Source organism: Bacillus yapensis, from assembly GCF_005280205.1.
Taxonomy (GTDB): Bacteria; Bacillota; Bacilli; order Bacillales; family Cytobacillaceae; genus Robertmurraya; species Robertmurraya yapensis.
This window is the reverse complement of record NZ_SUND01000006.1, coordinates 12,881-29,283: the sequence shown is the minus strand read 5'-3', so window position 1 is coordinate 29,283 and position 16,403 is coordinate 12,881. Positions and strand designations below refer to the sequence as shown.

Below are 16,403 nucleotides of genomic sequence, written 5' to 3'. Positions count from 1 at the left end.
CTAAAACCTATAATTTAATTGTGATATTCGAGAGTTCTGAATAAAAGTCAAGACTATGCATGCCGCCAGTTCTGCCAATTCCACTGTGCTTCATACCTCCAAATGGAGTTCTAAGATCACGTAAGAACCAAGTATTAACCCAAATAATTCCCGCTTCGATTTGATGAGCTACACGATGTGCTTTCTTTAAATCAGTCGTCCAGATTGTTGCACTCAACCCATAATGCGTATCATTTGCTTGCATGATTACCTCTTCTTCCATATCAAACGGAGTAATCGTAACCACTGGTCCAAAAATTTCTTCTCGCACGCAACGGGAATTTCGATCTAAGCCTGTAATAATCGTTGGCTCAAGGAAGTATCCTTTTTCTAGACCTTCAGGACGCTTGCCTCCAGTATGGATGGTACCACCATCGTTTCTCGCTATCTCAACATAGCTCATAACACGGTCATAATGCTCCTTGCTCACTAATGCACCTACATTTGAATCCTTTTGTAGGGGATCTCCAACCTTCAATTCTTTTGTTGCCTCTACAAATCTTTGAACGAATTCATCAAAGATTGGACGCTCTACATATAAGCGTGAGCCGCAAAGACAAACCTCTCCTTGATTAATAAAGCTTGAGCGAAGCGTAGTTTCGATAACATCATCTAAATCACTATCTGCAAAAATAATATTTGGATTTTTTCCACCTAGCTCATAGGAAAGTTTTTTCAAAGAATCAGCTGCGGATTTCATAATCGCTGTTCCTGTACTTGGTTCACCAATAAAAGAAATCGCATCTATATCTGGATGTTCAGAAATGGCTCCCCCTGCTGAATTCGGGCCAAAACCATGAACTAGATTAACAACCCCATCTGGTACTCCTGCTTCCTTACAAATCTCCATTAAGACCGTCGCTGTCATTGGAGTCCATTCTGCCGGTTTGATTACCGCTGTATTTCCCATCGCTAAGCATGGTGCAAGCTTCCATGTTAGAAGTAGCAATGGCAAATTCCAAGGCTTAATGATTCCAACTACACCAACAGGACGTCTGTATGAATAATGAAGCGCCTGATCATCCTGCTGATACGCTTCTGTACCAACAGAAATCATATAATCTGCGAAAAAATGAAAATTATAAGCAGCTCTTGGAATATCAATTTTATTGGCCAGCCACTCAGGCTTGCCTGTATCTAGCGATTCCAATCTTGCTAATTCTTCCTGCCTTTCAAGAATCAGGTCCCCAATCTTACGAATAATTTTAGAACGTTCTGTCAGAGTCATTGTTTTCCAGGGACCACCTAGTGCTCTTCTCGCTGCTCTTACTGCAAAATCAACTTCCTCTTTGCCACCTTCAGCAACCGTCCCCAATATTTCTTCTGTGGCAGGATTGATATTTTCAAAGGATTTTTTATTCTGAGAATCAACAAACTGCCCATTAATAAAATGTAAACAATTGATTGCTTGTACTTTAGTTTCTACTTTCATGAAGATAGTCCTCCTTAGTATTATGTTTTTTCTGCATTTTCTAAAAATTATGTTAACGCTTGCAAAATCTTTATTCAATGCACTAGTTGCTCTATATGCAACTAAGAATATTTTTTTAAAAGGCTAAAAATGCTGTACTGTAGGCATATTGATTCAAATATCATAATATTTAAAAAGTTCTTTATTTTATTTTTAATCTCTGCTATATTTCCAATATAGAAACAATGGTTACTATAAAGAGACGCTAAGGAGGAATATTTATGACCTTAATGGAGCGAGATGACAATCATCTTTCCTCTGTTAAAAATGCACTACGAATTTTAAAGAGTTTTTCAATGGATGAACCCGAAAAAAAGATTTCTGACCTTTCAGCAGCTCTAGGACTTAATAAAAGTACAGTTAGTCGAACGATGAGTACTCTTGCTAGTGAGGGATTTGTGTTCAAAGATCCGGAAACTAAAAAATATCGGTTAGGTCTCTCCATCCTATCTTTAAGTGGAATTGTGAATAGCCACATGGATGTGTACCGCGAATCACAGCCCGTTTTAAATAGACTGGTAGAAAATATCGGAGAAACAGCTCATATTTCCGTTTTGGATAACCTCGAGGTCATCTACTTAAATAAAGTTGAGTGCAACCACCCTGTCCGGTTCCTGACACATGTAGGAAAACGAAACCCACCTTACTGCACAAGTTCTGGGAAAGTATTACTGGCGTTCTCAAGGGACGAAATAATTGAAAACGTTATCAAAAAAGGCTTGAAAAAATTTAACAAAAATACGATCACAGAACCTGAAAAGCTTCGTCTACATCTCACAAAAATTAGGCAGGACGGATACGCCCACAGCATTGAAGAATTTCTCGAGGGTGTGAACTCGATTGCTGCTCCCATCTATGATTACAAAGGAAAAGTGATAGCTGCCCTTTCAGTTGTAGGTCCAAAACAAAGAATCCAAACGAACAAAATTCCTAGCCTATCAAAAAAGGTGATTCAAGCCGCGATGGATGTCTCTGAACGTATGGGCTATTTTCCGCGAAAATAAAAAATGAAAGGAATGTTGTTATGTACGATTTCCATACTCATTTTATCCCTGAAGATGTAATCACTTGGTTAAGGGATCATCAGCAAAAAGTGAATGCCAAGTGGATCAAAAAAACGGAAGATAAAAATGAGTTCCTTGTTGTAAATGGGAAATGGGGTTTTGAGCTAAAACAGGCCTTTATTGACAGTCAACTCTTTTTACAAGAACAAGAAACAGTTGGCGTTACACACTCAGTGGTTTCACCCATTCCGCAATTATTCATGTACGACTTCTCCCTAGATATTACAACTGACCTTTCAAAAGTTTACAATCAAGCTTTAGCAAACCTCTCCCACACATATACAGACAAAATTTCAGCATTAGGAACCGTTCCACTTACAAGTCCAGACAGAGCTGCACAAATCTTAAACGATGCTATGCAATTAGGATTAAAAGGCGTGATCATTGGTCCAGGTCTTGACGGACATATGCTATCCGATGACTTTTTCACGCCATTTTTTGAAGAAGCGAACAGGTTAGAAGCGATCGTGTTCATTCACCCTCTCCTATGTGAGGATCCTCGCCTTAAAAGAAGGATGATGCCAAATTTAATCGGTGTGCCTTGGGAAACGACTGTTTGTGCTACTGATCTATTATTAAGTGGACTTATCGACCGATTCCCGAAGGTTAAAATTCTCTTTGCTCACGGTGGTGGATTCCTCCCTTATCAAATTGGTAGACTCGATAAAGGCTATGAACAATGGGAACTTGTATCTACTAATTTGCAGGCACGCCCCTCTGAATACTTAACGCGTTTTTGGTATGACACTGTGTTATGGAATAAAGATAGCGTCAATTTTCTATTAAAAACAGTAGGCGAGGACCGAGTCGTCACTGGTTCTGACTATCCATTCGATCTTTGCGTATGGCCGCCAGAAAATATTGGACAAAAGGGAGCCCTTGCCTTACTAAAATAATCTTCATAGATTTTTTAGTAGTTTCATATAAGGCAACAACTAGGTTTACGTCAAATATTCCCACTGATATGATTTTGGGTAATCAGATAATTGCCAAGCATATTTGAAAGCGTTATCAATTTATTGGAAGGGAGTTTTGTTATGCAAGCCGTTGGAGTTATGAACAGAAGCTTTATTAACGGGGAGTGGACGGAAGGAAAAAGTACGAGAACCTACGATATTTTAAATCCTTACGATCGTTCCGTCGTTACCTCTGTCCGTCTAGCGACTAGTGAACAACTTGAGGAGACCTTTAAGATTGCAGAAAACGCTCAGAAACAGTGGGCCAAATCTACAGTTGAGGAAAGAAAGGAAGTTCTTCATAAAGTTGCTCAATATTTAAAGGACAATCAGGAGGAGATTGTTCAAACGCTTATTCGTGAAACTGGCGGTACTGTTTTAAAATGTCATGTCGAACATCATCTCGCTTTAGAAATTCTTGAAGAATCTTTTAAATACGTTGATGAAATTTACAAAGTACGGGAAGTAGCGGGTACGGATGAAAAGCTGAATCATATTTATCGCTTACCATTAGGTGTTATTTCATCAATTTCACCTTTTAACTTTCCGTTAAACTTATCTTTGCGTACGATCGTACCGGCGATCGCCCTAGGCAATAGCGTCGTTCATAAACCGGATATTCAAGTTGGTCTATCAGGTGGTTCTATAATTGCCAAAGCCTTTGAAGCAGCGGGATTACCAAAAGGTGTTTTAAATATTGTTCTTACCGATATCGAGGAAATTGGTGACGGGATGCTAACAAATCCGATTGCTAAGCTCATTAGCTTTACTGGGTCTTCAGCTGTTGGTCGCCATATTGGTGGAATCGCTGGACAACGTCTAAAGCGCGTTTCCCTAGAGCTTGGTGGCAACAGTCCCTTTGTCGTCTTATCAGACGCCGACGTGGACCAAGCCGTCAACGCTGCTATTTTTGGTAAGTTCATTCATCAGGGACAAATCTGTATGATTATCAATCGGTTCATTGTCCATCAAGACAAATACGACCTTTTTGTGGAAAAATTTGTGGAGCGGGCAAAGGCTCTTCCTTACGGTGATCCAAGTGACCCTTCAACCGTCATTGGACCTCTGATTAATGAGCGACAGTTGGAAAAAGCTCTATCTTATATAGAAGAAGCGAAGCGCGAAGGAGCAACAATTGCTCTTGAAGGAAAGCGCGTAGGAAATGTCCTAACTCCGTATGTATTTACTAATGTTGATAACTCTAGCAAACTAGCCCAAACAGAGTTATTTGCTCCGATTGCTACGATTATTAAAGCCTCAACCGACGAAGATGCCATTGCTCTAGCAAGCGATACAGATTATGGTTTAAGTTCATCTATTTTCACCTGTGACTTGAAAAAAGGTGAAGAGCTCGCTCTACAAATTGATGCTGGAATGACTCATATCAATGACCAAACTGTCAATGATGCTCCCCATATTCCTTTTGGCGGAAATAAGGCAAGTGGGCTAGGTCGCTTTGGAAATCCGTGGGTGGTCGAGGAATTTACCATCACCAAATGGGTATCAGTTCAAACGAAGGAAAGGCAATTTCCGTTTTAATATCGACACGTGGTAAGTGGGTAATAAAAATAAGGGCTCGCCCCTCTAAAATCGGGCGAGCTCTTTTTGAGTGTAATTCTAATAAGATAGAATTCTCTCGTATAATTCAATCCCTACAAGTACAGCTAGAATAGTCATCATCGTTCAAATGTATACATCATCCAAAACCCGATATCTTGGAAGCCGATCCGCTTGTAGATTGCTCCCGCTGAAGGATTATCATAAAACAAGCAGAGCTCTTTTCCTTCATTTAAAAGGACCTCACAAAGCTTTGTCACACACGCGGTTGCATAACCTTTTTTCTTATACTCTTCCAATGTTGCAACACCCACAACCATCGCTGAAGTTGAATTTTCCGCTCCAGTCGATGCAGTTGAAACCATTTTCCCATCCTCTTCTACATAAAAGGATCTTGATGTACCATCCGCTAATCCTCTTCGTTTTCTTTCCACCGTAATAATCGAATCGCTAAACTCTGGAATATTATTAAGTAGGGTAACAAGTTCCTCCGCATCCTCTGGATTTGCTTGCTTTACCATAGATACGTCAGTAGTGGCTAATTTCAGTTCCGTACATTTGGTATAATAAGTCTGTCTTTTTCGAACCAAAGGTCTCTTTACATATGGCTCGATTTTACCGGTAATGTCTTTTAAACCCGACATAAAATAAAAATCAGGATCCTCATCCATTATTTTAGCAAATCCTTCTGCATCGAAATCTCCAGTCGCAAATGGAATATAATTATTTTCATATTTCAAAAGAACCGCAATTAATTCTCCGGCCTCATTAAATTCTCCCCACACTTTTTGGAAATTCTTATCGTATCCATAAGCCTCAATATCTCCGATGATAAAAAGGTTTTCAGCAGGCTGAGAGTTTACTAGTTCAAAGCAAAATTTGTGATCATCACTGGTTAATCTTCTAATCATGAAAAATCTCCTCCCTTTAATTTTTCTATTTTACCAAAATTTCTAAATAAAAGGTGGAAAATTTTCACAAAATGAGGAATCTTTTTTCAGTTCAAAAAAGCCCCTTTTTTTAAAGTTCAAAAAAAGCCCCTGCAACATGCAAGGGCTCGTCCATTCTTAGTGATGGTGGTGATGATCCTTAGAAGGATTCGTAATTTCAAATTGTTCTTGCGGAACATAGAAATATTTAATCCATACACCGTCCAAAAACTCTTCGCGCTTATCTACAAGGATTTCAACATCCTTATCTGTCTTAACAATTTCATCATGCTCCGTTGGAGTATCAAGCTTTAGGTCGTAATGTGCATGGTCGCCATGCATATGCGTGATGTATACGCGAATCATCTTGCCTTCTGCTTCTTCAGAAGCTAACATTTCCTTCAAAACCTTTGCTGCATTTTTATTGATTTTAACGTTCATGAATATTCCTCCATACGTAAAAATTCCTAACCACTATTATTATACAGTAAAAAGTAGACAAACCTAAAAACTTGCTCAACTCTTAAATTAAATAGAGAAACACACAAAAGAAATGAGCCATGCTGCCACCAATCACAAATAAATGCCAAAGAGTGTGATGAAATTTAAAGCCTCTCCATACGTAAAAAACAGAACCAAGGGTATAAAGGAGACCTCCAATCGCAAGAAGGGCAACTCCATTTGGATGAAGATTATGATAGATCGGTTTCCATGCAAATACAATCAACCAGCCCATTAAGACATAGAGAAGAGTTGAATAGAAAACAAACTTTTTCGCAAAAAAGGACTTGAAGACCGTTCCTCCAATTGCCAGTCCCCACACAATCCCAAAAATCGTCCAACCTAACCACCCTTGGATGATTAGAAATAAAAATGGAGTATACGTTCCAGCAATGAAGTAATAGATGGAAGAATGATCAAGGATTTCAAAAATATCCTTCGCTTTTCCCGCTGGGAGACTATGCAACATGGTCGAGCAAGTGTACATTAACAACATTGAACATCCAAACAGAGTAAAGCTAACAATATGCCATGACGTACCGTGTATCGCTGAAGTCACAATTAATAATACTAGCGCGACGATACTAAGTACCGCCCCAATCCCATGGGTTATAGCATTCGCAATTTCTTCACCTTTCGTAAACGTATGTGTTTCGCTCAATTTTTCTCCTTCTTTCCTGCTTCTATTTCAATGATCTCATCAACTAATTGTTCGGCAGCTCTTCGGTATAAGTTACTCACATTAACGAGTGAAGCAATTAACAATACCTTTTCAAGATACTCGGATTCATTTGTCTCCAAATCAATCACTTCCGAATTTGCCTCTTGTACTCGTTCCTTTATATCTTCCTTGAAATTAGCGACATTGCTATTGCAAAGCTCTAAATAGCTACTATAAAAGCGATCAAGCTTAAAGCTTTCGTCATCAGCCATCATTCTATTTATACCCTTAAAGGTTTCCTTAATATCATGGATGGATAACGCACCCTTTAATTGATAAATAAGACTTATCAATAACAAATGCTCTTTCGAGTACTTCTTATTTTTAATTGGGAAAAATAATTTTGACTTCGCATAATTGTTAATCATTGTTTTAGTCAGTATTTTCTCATCATCATTTCGAATCGAGTCTTTAAATTTATTCTCAAACAATTGAATAACCTGGTCCATATATAAATCTATTTCTGGAACATCTATAAGCGAGATCTGATTTTGTAAATTTAAACTTTCAATAAACTTTTCTAATTTTTCCATCATAAAACCTCATTTCAATTAGCTTCACCTTTATATTACCCCAGAAACCACCTTATGTAAATGTGACGAATGTAATATGTAGTTTCCAAAACTATGTAAAACTTTTATGAATAAAAGCATTGAAGCAAAAATCCTATCACTTTCCTCTAAATAATGTTAAAATATGAAAAAGTTTAAAAATTTGCACAAAAAGAGAGGGAGCTAAGTTGGCTGAATTAAGAAGTAATATGATTAAAAGTGGATTTGATCGAGCGCCTCACCGAAGCTTACTCCGAGCTGCTGGCGTATCGGAAGAGGATTTTGATAAACCATTTATTGCAGTAGTAAATTCATATATTGATATTGTACCAGGCCATGTACACTTGCAAGAGTTCGGAAAAATTGTCAAGGATGCGATTCGTGAAGCTGGCGGCGTCCCTTTTGAAATGAATACAATTGGGGTCGATGATGGAATCGCAATGGGACATATCGGAATGCGATACTCTCTTCCAAGTCGTGAAATCATTGCTGATTCGGTAGAAACCGTTGTTGCTGCCCACTGGTTCGATGGGATGGTCTGTATCCCAAACTGTGACAAAATTACACCTGGAATGTTAATGGCTGCCCTTCGCGTTAACATCCCTACAATCGTTGTCAGTGGTGGTCCAATGAAGGCTGGAGTAGATAGTCAAGGGAATGCTCTTGATTTAACTTCTGTATTCGAAGGTGTTGGTGCCTTCCAAGCTGGTAAAATCGATGAAGCTAGATTAACAGAAATAGAGCAAGTAGCATGTCCTTCCTGTGGTTCATGCTCCGGAATGTTCACGGCAAACTCGATGAATTGCTTAGCTGAAGGGCTTGGACTTGCCCTACCAGGAAACGGAACGATTTTAGCTGTCGCAGAAGAACGTAAGGAATTTGTGAAGAAATCTGCGAAGCAACTAATGACGTTAATCGAAAAAGACATCAAACCACGAGACATCGTGACGATTGATGCAATCGATAATGCTTTCGCTTTGGACATGGCCATGGGTGGTTCAACTAACACAGTTTTACACACATTAGCCTTAGCTCATGAAGCCGAAATTGAATATTCACTTGAACGCATTAACGAAATCGCAGCTCGTGTTCCACATCTTGCAAAAATCGCTCCTGCATCGAGCTATCATATCGAGGATGTTCATAATGCCGGTGGTGTAAGTGCGATCATCAATGAAGTCTTGAAGAAACCAGGTGCAATGAATGGCGATTGTTTAACCGTAACAGGGAAAACGTTAAAAGAAAATGTAGCAGGCTGCGACATTCTTGATAAGGATGTCATTCATCCATTAGATAATCCTCATTCTGAAAAAGGTGGGCTTGCTGTTTTATTTGGCAACCTTGCTCCAGAAGGTTCCGTTATCAAAGTCGGAGCAGTCGATCCAGTCGTTGGCGGCTACCATCGCGGACCAGCTATCTGCTTTGATTCCCAAGAGGACGCATTGTCTGGTATTATCACAGGCAAAGTAAAAGAAGGCGACGTGGTTGTCATTCGTTATGAAGGTCCAAAAGGTGGACCTGGAATGCCTGAAATGCTTGCTCCAACATCTCAAATCGTCGGACGCGGATTGGGAGCTAAGGTCGGACTTATTACCGACGGCCGTTTCTCCGGTGCATCACGAGGAATTTCAATTGGACATATCTCTCCGGAAGCAGCTGAGGGTGGTCCTATTGCCTTCGTAGAAAATGGGGACATTATCGAACTTGATTTGAATAATCGTAAAATTACTTTAGAAGTTTCCGATGAGGAAATGGAAAAACGCAAAGCAAATTGGAAAGAATTTGAGCCAAAAGTGAAAAAAGGTTACTTAGCTCGCTATTCCAAGCTTGTTACAAACGCAAGCACTGGCGGCGTGATGAAGGTTTAGTTTTTAGCAAGGAGACGAACTTGGTTCGTCTCTTTTTTGTTATTATGGGAGGAGATGCAATTCACATGATTTGGAAATACGCAATTCCTCTGAATCCCCCTATAAATGCAAATAAAAAAACGGTCCAAGCGCAAATCATAGCGCTCAGGCCGTTGGTTTAAATTATATTTTAAATTTGCCAACTGATTTCTGAAGCTCATCTGCCATCGAGGCCAACGAATTTGCTGATGCAAGCACCTCTTCCATCGACGCAAGCTGTTCCTCCGTTGCAGCAGATACGGTTTGCGTATGTGCTGTAGACTGCTTCGTAATCTCAGCAATTCCGTTTACGGTAGCTGACACTTCCTCTGCACTTGCTGACATTTGTTCAGAAGTTGCAGCCGCTTCAGAAACTTGTATTTCCATTGCTTCCATAGCTTTCATAATGCCAACAAAGTTTTCTTCTGTCTTTTCGACAATTCCGATTCCTTTGTTCACATTCACTTTAACCTGTTCCATCGATTGATACGTATCAATCATATCCTTTTTAATCGCATTGATTAATTCTGAGATTTGCGTTGAGGATTCCTGAGACTGAACGGCTAATTTTTGGACCTCTTCTGCTACAACAGCAAATCCTCTTCCATGTTCACCAGCTCTAGCCGCCTCAATCGCAGCATTCAAAGCTAATAGATTCGTTTGATTTGCAATATCTGAAATAGTATTTGTGATATTCCCTATTTGCTTAGAGCGTTCATCCAGCAATTGAATTGCTGTACTACTATCATTTACAGATTGGTGGATAGCCCCCATTTGCTGCACTGTATCTCCAACCATGATTCCACCTTGTTTTGCATGATCACGTGTATTTTGCGCAGACTCGGCAATAACAGAGGAACTCTCTGCAAGATTATAGATACCTACTGTTACCTCTTCCATCGCCCTTGCCGTATCACCCAAGCTATTAGCTTGTTTGTCCGCTCCTTCAACAACCTCTTGAATAGATAATGTAATTTGCTCCGTTGCTTTTGCTGTTTGTTCTGCCCCTAATGTTAACTCCTGAGAAGAAGCAACTAGCTGATCAGAAGTCTCTATTACTTTTTGAATCATGTTCTTGAGATTTTCCTTCATAGAATTATAGCTTTCAGCAAGTTGACTTAATTCATCACCCTTTGTATCTATAACTTCTTTTGTAAAATCTCCTTCTTTCGCATCATTCATAGCATTGGAAATTGAAGAAAGTCGTTTTGTTAAACCTCTAGTAAACCAATATGAAATCGCTAAAGATAAAATAATCACGATAACAAGTACAATAATAAAGATTTTCATAAAGGATGCAATTGTATCATCAATAATACTTTGTGGCGCACCAACATAGAAAATTCCGATTACTTCGCCAGTTTTATCTATTATTGGGGTATATCCAGACATATACTTATTCCCCACTACGTTTGCTTCTCCAAAGAAATCCTTATGATCGTTCAAAACTACTTGGGCTACCTCTTCAGAAACTTGAGTTCCTACCGCACGTTTTCCATCAATCATAACATTGGTTGCAACTCGCGTATCACCATGGAAAATCGTAATGGTATCTCCAGTTTTTTCTCCTAATTCATCAACAAGTTCAAAGTTATCTGTGATTTTTTCTGAACCTTTGTATAAATCTCCGCCCTTGATTTCCCAATTACCCGGGTACTTTGCATCCAAATAGCTCTTTCCTAGATTTAAATCCCCTTTTGCCTTCTCAGTAGCAAATTTTTTAATTCCGTCTGTAACTTGCTCAACAACAACAAATCCAACTACTACTGATAAGAATAAAATGATTCCTAATACAATTAGATTAATTTTTTGTCCAAGCTTGAAACTCCATTTTCTCCTCTTCATACCAAGCTCCTCTTTGTTTTCTTAGTCAAATACTTCAATATTATAAGGGTTAAAAATTAATCCAGCAATGGACAAAAACGCACAATTCGTCAAATTTAGCCAAGATTTCACAAAACTTTAACCTATTGTTTCAAAGGATTGGTTTCGTCCTATATGTCTTCTAATTGCTAATAGGAATTCTGCTAAAAAATATGCGAGAAGGAGTGGCCAAATTTTGAGCACAATTGGCTCCAATCTTTGAAATGAGAACTCTATTTTTGGATGAAGAAAGTAAACACATATATATGAAAGAAAAATCCAACATAACGAGTAAGTTAGACAAATATGCCCCTGGATATTCAAACTTATTGCTGAATAATCCCACCACTTTTTTCGGAAAAATCTTTCAAGTAATGAACCACTTACATATTCAATCACCGTAGGAATAAGGAAACAGAGAAATAGAGCAAATACCCAATTCGTTTGAGGAGAAATGAATGAAACGAGAAGTACAGGTGCAAACCCATACATCGGTTTGAATGGCCCTAGGAAAAAATTCGGTTTCAAAAATAACCGTCTTGTAAAGAGACTATGAAAATTCTCAAGTATCCAACCAAATAAAGAATAAATGGTAAAAAAATAGATTATAGGAGCAATCTTTAGAGAAATATTCATTAATAATTCTTCTATCATAATGCGTTCACCTTCCAAGTATTTTGTCACAGGATAGGTTTAGCAATAGTAGGAATTTTATTCCAAACGAAAAAAAATCCCCAAACCTATAGTTTAGAGATTTCTCATTTTTCAAATGCTAATAACCGTAGTTGTTGTAATTCTTCTTTATTCACAACAAGGACCTCTAATGCATAGCCTGATAGCACGTTTATAAAAGCTTGAAGCGCTTCATGTAGCGCTTGTTTCAGCATACAAGCCGGGGTAAAAACGCAATAACTTCCCCCTTCTTTAATGATTTTTTGATATATGATACGTATCTACAATTTCCTGGATCGTGCTCAACTCTCCGTCTTTTTTTAACGCTAGAAAAATAAGCACTCGTAAGGAATAGTCCGTATAATTCGTTAACTTCATCTAATAATTACCCCTTAAAATAAGGTTTTTTCCATTATAACATTAACTAACTGCATGATTTTCGAATAACATTCTACCCTTGCTTAGGGTGGGATGTTTTTCTTTTTCAATCAGCAAATTTGTATTTCTTTATCAAATTGTATAAAATTTCTAATAATTACAAATTGACGGGAGAACAATTATGAACAGGTGGCTTTATGCAGGATTAATCGTATTAGCGACAAGTTTAATGGGATCGTCGTTTGCGATTGGAAAAATGGGGCTAGCTTATTCATCGCCGATTTTGCTCGTTGCCTTTCGTTTCACAATTGCAGGATTACTCATGGGTTTGTTAGTAAAGGTTTTAAAAAGACCACACCCGAAAAAAATCTCAGCATGGAGCAAAATGGCTTTAGTTGGATTATTTCAAACAACCGGGGTCATGGCCTGTATTTTCTTAAGCTTAAAAACAATCCACGCAGGAGAGTCGTCCATTTTGACATTTACAAACCCTTTCCTTGTCGTTCTCTTTGGAACCATTTTCGTGAAAGCAAGATATCGAGTACTGCAATGGTTCGGGGTTACAATTGGATTTATAGGAGTGTTTATTACTTTAGGAATGAGCCTACAGTTTGAAATTGTAACTATTTTAGGAATCGCCTCTGCTGTAAGCTGGGCGATCGCAACATTATTAATAAAAAAATGGGAGCCTGAATTTGATAATTGGGTTTTAACAGCTTATCAAATGCTCTTCGGTGGAATAGCCCTCTTTGTCTTCAGCTTTATTTTTGAAAAACCGACTTTTGTTATCACGAGCGAATCCATGTTTATTTTGTTTTGGCTAGCAATTATGGCCTCAATTGTCCAATTCGGTAGTTGGTTTACGGTTTTGCGAAAAGGTGATCCAGGTAAAACAAGTGCCTTTCTTTTTTTAGCTCCTTTCTTCGGTGTCTTAACTGGCTGGATATTGCTAGATGAAGCTTTAAGCTTGAATGTTTTAATTGGAGGATGTTTTATCTTTGTCGGGATTTTCTTTGTGAATTGGAATCCCTATTTAAAAAAAGAACAAGAAGTAAAGAAGTCTGCCTATATATGAAGGCAGACTTTTTTTATTAGAGTATGGCCGTTAATGCCTCTTTTTGCTCATTTCCAAAAGCGACTAAATTGGAGAATGTGGCGTAGAGCAGGTCACCTTTTTTGAGCGGACCGATTTCTTGATATTTTTCTGTATTTACTTCTGCTTCAAAAAGAGCATTTGTGTCAAGTCGATTCAGTTGGATCCGAACCAATGAACCGACAGAATGAACGTGAAGGACTTTGGCAGGTACACTATTTCCCTGAGCACTTTTCCTCAACACAACCTCATGCGGCCGAATGTAGGTGACCTCGTTCTCTGAATCAATAAATTCATTTACCCTTCCTAAGAAACGGTAAACAAATGCGTTAACTGGGTGATGATAGACTTCATCTGGTGAGCCAATTTGTTCAATCTGCCCTTGGTTCATCACGACAATCGTATCCGCCATTTCTAAAGCTTCCTCTTGATCATGCGTGACAAAAATCGTTGTTATGTTCAGCTTTTCATGAATTTCTCTGAGCCAGTGTCGTAACTCTTGTCGCACCTTTGCATCCAGTGCTCCAAAAGGCTCGTCAAGGAGCAGCACCTCAGGTTCAACAGCTAATGCTCTCGCTAAGGCAATCCTTTGCTTTTGTCCCCCAGAAAGCTGGGAAGGATAGCGGTCAGCCATATGCTCCAGTTGGACAAATTTTAATAAACTGTAGACCCTTTCCTTGATCTCTTGATTTGATGGTCGGAGTTTGAATGGCCTCACTTTTAAACCAAAGGCGATATTTTCAAAAATGGTCATATGCTTAAACAATGCATAATGCTGAAAAACAAAGCCAACTTTGCGTTCCTTCACGGTTTTATTCGAGTAATCAATGTCATTGAACAATATTTTACCTGAATCCAGACTTTCTAGACCTGCAATCAAACGTAGCAATGTCGTTTTACCAGAACCAGATGGCCCTAATAGTGCGATGAAATCTCCAGATGGAATTTCTAATTGGACGTCTTTAATGGCTGCAAAATCTCCAAATGCTTTTGAAACCTTTTCGATTGTAATGCCCATGTTTTCACTCCTTTCTCGACTTCCATTCCACTACGCTCTTTAGTACTAACGTGAATAAGGCGAGGATAGCAAGCAATGATGCGACTGCAAAAGCCGCAGTAAAATTATATTCGTTATACAAAATTTCTACGTGAAGTGGAATCGTGTTCGTCATTCCACGAATATGACCAGAGACGACTGAGACAGCACCGAATTCCCCCATTGCACGGGCGTTACAAAGAATCACACCATACAGCAATCCCCATTTGATGTTTGGCAAGGTAATTCGGAAAAACATTTGCCAGCCATTTGCTCCAAGCATTCTCCCTGCTTGCTCTTCATCGGTTCCTTGCTCTTGCATGATCGGAATTAACTCACGGGCAACAAACGGGAACGTCACAAAAAGCGTAGCTAAAATTATTCCTGGGACAGCAAAAACGATTTTTATATCATGCGCCTCAAGGAACGGCCCCAGCAAACCTTGTGAACCAAACAAAAGAACAAACACTAGGCCAGCGATAACTGGCGATACTGCAAAAGGAATATCAATCAAGGTAACCAAAATATTTTTTCCCTTGAAGGAGAACTTCGCAATAGCATAGGCAGCAATGACGCCAAAAATTGTATTAACCGGTACCGCTATGGCAGCTGTGATCAAAGTTAGTTTGATTGCGGAAAGTGCATCCGGTTCAGTAAGTGATGCAAAGTAAAGCTCAATTCCTTTTTTTAGAGCCTCTGAAAAAACAGCGATAAGTGGAATGACGATAAATAAGCCTAAGAATGCAAGAGCTATCCCAATGAGTACCCATTTTTTCAGCCCTTGCAGGCTTACTGTATTTGCTTGAGCAATTGTTTTAGTATTCATCTTTCTATCTCCTCTAAGCTACTTGATGCTTTTTCGATATTCGCCACTGCCAAAAATTAATCGCGAATAGTAGAATGAATGAAAATATGAGCATCACTGATGCAATGGCAGCTGCTCCTGCATAGTCAAACTGCTCTAGCTTCGTCACGATAAGCAATGGAACAATTTCCGTTTTCATCGGCATGTTCCCTGAGATGAATACGACTGAACCATATTCCCCCAATGCTCTTGCAAATGCGAGTGCAAATCCTGTTAAAATGGCTGGAAAAAGTGTTGGCAAAATAATTTTAAAGAAAATCTGAATTGAATTTGCTCCAAGAGTAGAAGCTGCTTCCTCATATTGTCGGTCAAAATCCTGTAAAACAGGCTGAACCGTTCGCACAACAAACGGCAGCCCAATAAATGTTAAAGCTATCATAATGCCAATAGGGGTAAAGGCAATTCTTACCCCCATTGGTTCAAAAAGCTGACCAATCCAGCCATTCGGAGCGTAAATGGTCGTCAAAGCAATCCCGGCTACGGCTGTAGGTAATGCAAAAGGTAAATCGACAAGCGCGTCGATAATTTTTTTGCCAGGAAACTGATACTTCACTAATACCCAGGCAATCAAAGTTCCAAATACGGCATTGACCACTGCTGCAACAAATGATGAATAGAATGTTAATTTATAGGAAGCTACAACTCTATCATCTGTAACAGTTTGCCAAATATCCGAAAGACTTAGCGTGGATGCTTTTAAAAATAGCACGGTAATCGGGATTAAGATTATGAGACTTAGATAGATGATCGTATACCCCATGGATAGGCCAAAGCCTGGTAAAACTCTCTGAGGTTTTATCTTTTTAACCACGTGCTAGCTC

The 16,403-nt window shown here is 39.0% G+C and carries 15 protein-coding genes and 1 pseudogene; 5 read left to right on the top strand and 11 right to left on the bottom strand.

All coding sequences use genetic code 11. The features are described 5' to 3' along the window. Positions 1-7: 7 nt before the first annotated feature. Positions 8-1,471: an aldehyde dehydrogenase gene (locus FAR12_RS08995; RefSeq protein ID WP_126408365.1), complete on the bottom strand. Its 1,464-nt coding sequence runs from the start codon at positions 1,469-1,471 to the stop codon at positions 8-10. 260 nt (positions 1,472-1,731) lie between these two features. Between FAR12_RS08995 and FAR12_RS08990 the strand changes: the two genes are divergently transcribed. From FAR12_RS08990 to FAR12_RS08980, 3 genes are all read left to right on the top strand, one after another. Continuing rightward, positions 1,732-2,514 (top strand): IclR family transcriptional regulator, encoded by a 783-nt coding sequence (locus FAR12_RS08990; RefSeq protein WP_126408364.1) that lies wholly within the window; start codon positions 1,732-1,734, stop codon positions 2,512-2,514. 20 nt (positions 2,515-2,534) lie between these two features. Further along, positions 2,535-3,470: an amidohydrolase family protein gene (locus FAR12_RS08985; RefSeq protein ID WP_126408363.1), complete on the top strand. Its 936-nt coding sequence runs from the start codon at positions 2,535-2,537 to the stop codon at positions 3,468-3,470. Positions 3,471-3,611: 141 nt separating this feature from the next. Further along, positions 3,612-5,069: an aldehyde dehydrogenase family protein gene (locus FAR12_RS08980; protein ID WP_126408362.1), complete on the top strand. Its 1,458-nt coding sequence runs from the start codon at positions 3,612-3,614 to the stop codon at positions 5,067-5,069. Between the two features lie 137 nt (positions 5,070-5,206). On the opposite strand, the gene FAR12_RS08975 is transcribed toward FAR12_RS08980, so the two are convergent. From FAR12_RS08975 to FAR12_RS08960, 4 genes are all read right to left on the bottom strand, one after another. Then, positions 5,207-5,998, bottom strand: a complete 792-nt coding sequence (locus FAR12_RS08975) for a GNAT family N-acetyltransferase (RefSeq protein ID WP_126408361.1) — start codon at positions 5,996-5,998, stop codon at positions 5,207-5,209. Between the two features lie 156 nt (positions 5,999-6,154). After that, positions 6,155-6,457, bottom strand: a complete 303-nt coding sequence (locus tag FAR12_RS08970) for an iron-sulfur cluster assembly accessory protein (protein WP_126408360.1) — start codon at positions 6,455-6,457, stop codon at positions 6,155-6,157. 82 nt (positions 6,458-6,539) lie between these two features. Continuing rightward, complete coding sequence (gene trhA / locus FAR12_RS08965; protein ID WP_126408359.1) at positions 6,540-7,178, bottom strand: PAQR family membrane homeostasis protein TrhA; 639 nt, start codon at positions 7,176-7,178, stop codon at positions 6,540-6,542. Next, complete coding sequence (locus tag FAR12_RS08960; RefSeq protein WP_126408358.1) at positions 7,175-7,771, bottom strand: DUF1836 domain-containing protein; 597 nt, start codon at positions 7,769-7,771, stop codon at positions 7,175-7,177. Before FAR12_RS08960 ends, trhA begins: the two co-directional genes overlap by 4 nt. A gap of 206 nt (positions 7,772-7,977) precedes the next feature. Between FAR12_RS08960 and ilvD the strand changes: the two genes are divergently transcribed. Continuing rightward, the gene (gene ilvD / locus FAR12_RS08955; RefSeq protein WP_170972150.1) at positions 7,978-9,657 is read left to right on the top strand and encodes a dihydroxy-acid dehydratase; all 1,680 of its coding nucleotides are present in this window, start codon (positions 7,978-7,980) and stop codon (positions 9,655-9,657) included. Positions 9,658-9,819: 162 nt separating this feature from the next. On the opposite strand, the gene FAR12_RS08950 is transcribed toward ilvD, so the two are convergent. The 3 genes and pseudogenes from FAR12_RS08950 to FAR12_RS08940 all read right to left on the bottom strand — a co-directional run bounded on the left by FAR12_RS08950 (position 9,820) and on the right by FAR12_RS08940 (position 12,588). Further along, on the bottom strand, positions 9,820-11,520 hold the full coding sequence (locus tag FAR12_RS08950; RefSeq protein ID WP_126408357.1) for a methyl-accepting chemotaxis protein: 1,701 nt from the start codon (positions 11,518-11,520) through the stop codon (positions 9,820-9,822). A 117-nt stretch (positions 11,521-11,637) separates the two neighbouring features. Continuing rightward, positions 11,638-12,174 carry a putative ABC transporter permease gene (locus FAR12_RS08945; protein WP_246010363.1) on the bottom strand — a complete coding sequence of 179 codons (537 nt, stop codon included), beginning with the start codon at positions 12,172-12,174 and terminating at the stop codon, positions 11,638-11,640. 122 nt (positions 12,175-12,296) lie between these two features. Then, positions 12,297-12,588, bottom strand: a pseudogene (locus tag FAR12_RS08940) (hypothetical protein). A 181-nt stretch (positions 12,589-12,769) separates the two neighbouring features. On the opposite strand from FAR12_RS08940, the gene FAR12_RS08935 reads away from it, so the two are divergent. After that, the gene (locus FAR12_RS08935) at positions 12,770-13,663 is read left to right on the top strand and encodes a DMT family transporter (protein WP_126408355.1); all 894 of its coding nucleotides are present in this window, start codon (positions 12,770-12,772) and stop codon (positions 13,661-13,663) included. A 16-nt stretch (positions 13,664-13,679) separates the two neighbouring features. Here the strand turns inward: FAR12_RS08935 and FAR12_RS08930 are convergent, their stop codons facing one another. Genes FAR12_RS08930 through cysT form a run of 3 tightly spaced genes read right to left on the bottom strand, consistent with a single transcriptional unit; the run spans position 13,680 to position 16,393 of the window. After that, positions 13,680-14,699, bottom strand: a complete 1,020-nt coding sequence (locus FAR12_RS08930) for a sulfate/molybdate ABC transporter ATP-binding protein (protein WP_126408354.1) — start codon at positions 14,697-14,699, stop codon at positions 13,680-13,682. 4 nt (positions 14,700-14,703) lie between these two features. Continuing rightward, a complete protein-coding gene (gene cysW / locus FAR12_RS08925; RefSeq protein ID WP_126408353.1) occupies positions 14,704-15,543 on the bottom strand; it encodes a sulfate ABC transporter permease subunit CysW in 840 nt (279 codons plus the stop codon). 13 nt (positions 15,544-15,556) lie between these two features. Further along, positions 15,557-16,393, bottom strand: a complete 837-nt coding sequence (gene cysT, locus FAR12_RS08920; protein WP_126408352.1) for a sulfate ABC transporter permease subunit CysT — start codon at positions 16,391-16,393, stop codon at positions 15,557-15,559. Positions 16,394-16,403 lie beyond the last annotated feature (10 nt).

Excerpts from the sequence above, each read along its gene's own strand:
- FAR12_RS08930 (WP_126408354.1), bottom strand. The coding sequence starts at position 14,699 with ATGGGCATTACAATCGAAAAGGTTTCAAAAGCATTTGGAGATTTTGCA.
- FAR12_RS08970 (WP_126408360.1), bottom strand. The coding sequence starts at position 6,457 with ATGAACGTTAAAATCAATAAAAATGCAGCAAAGGTTTTGAAGGAAATG.
- FAR12_RS08985 (WP_126408363.1), top strand. The coding sequence starts at position 2,535 with ATGTACGATTTCCATACTCATTTTATCCCTGAAGATGTAATCACTTGG.
- FAR12_RS08950 (WP_126408357.1), bottom strand. The coding sequence starts at position 11,520 with ATGAAGAGGAGAAAATGGAGTTTCAAGCTTGGACAAAAAATTAATCTA.
- FAR12_RS08975 (WP_126408361.1), bottom strand. The coding sequence starts at position 5,998 with ATGATTAGAAGATTAACCAGTGATGATCACAAATTTTGCTTTGAACTA.
- cysW (WP_126408353.1), bottom strand. The coding sequence starts at position 15,543 with ATGAATACTAAAACAATTGCTCAAGCAAATACAGTAAGCCTGCAAGGG.
- FAR12_RS08935 (WP_126408355.1), top strand. The coding sequence starts at position 12,770 with ATGAACAGGTGGCTTTATGCAGGATTAATCGTATTAGCGACAAGTTTA.
- FAR12_RS08980 (WP_126408362.1), top strand. The coding sequence starts at position 3,612 with ATGCAAGCCGTTGGAGTTATGAACAGAAGCTTTATTAACGGGGAGTGG.
- FAR12_RS08945 (WP_246010363.1), bottom strand. The coding sequence starts at position 12,174 with ATGAATATTTCTCTAAAGATTGCTCCTATAATCTATTTTTTTACCATT.
- FAR12_RS08995 (WP_126408365.1), bottom strand. The coding sequence starts at position 1,471 with ATGAAAGTAGAAACTAAAGTACAAGCAATCAATTGTTTACATTTTATT.
- FAR12_RS08960 (WP_126408358.1), bottom strand. The coding sequence starts at position 7,771 with ATGGAAAAATTAGAAAAGTTTATTGAAAGTTTAAATTTACAAAATCAG.
- FAR12_RS08990 (WP_126408364.1), top strand. The coding sequence starts at position 1,732 with ATGACCTTAATGGAGCGAGATGACAATCATCTTTCCTCTGTTAAAAAT.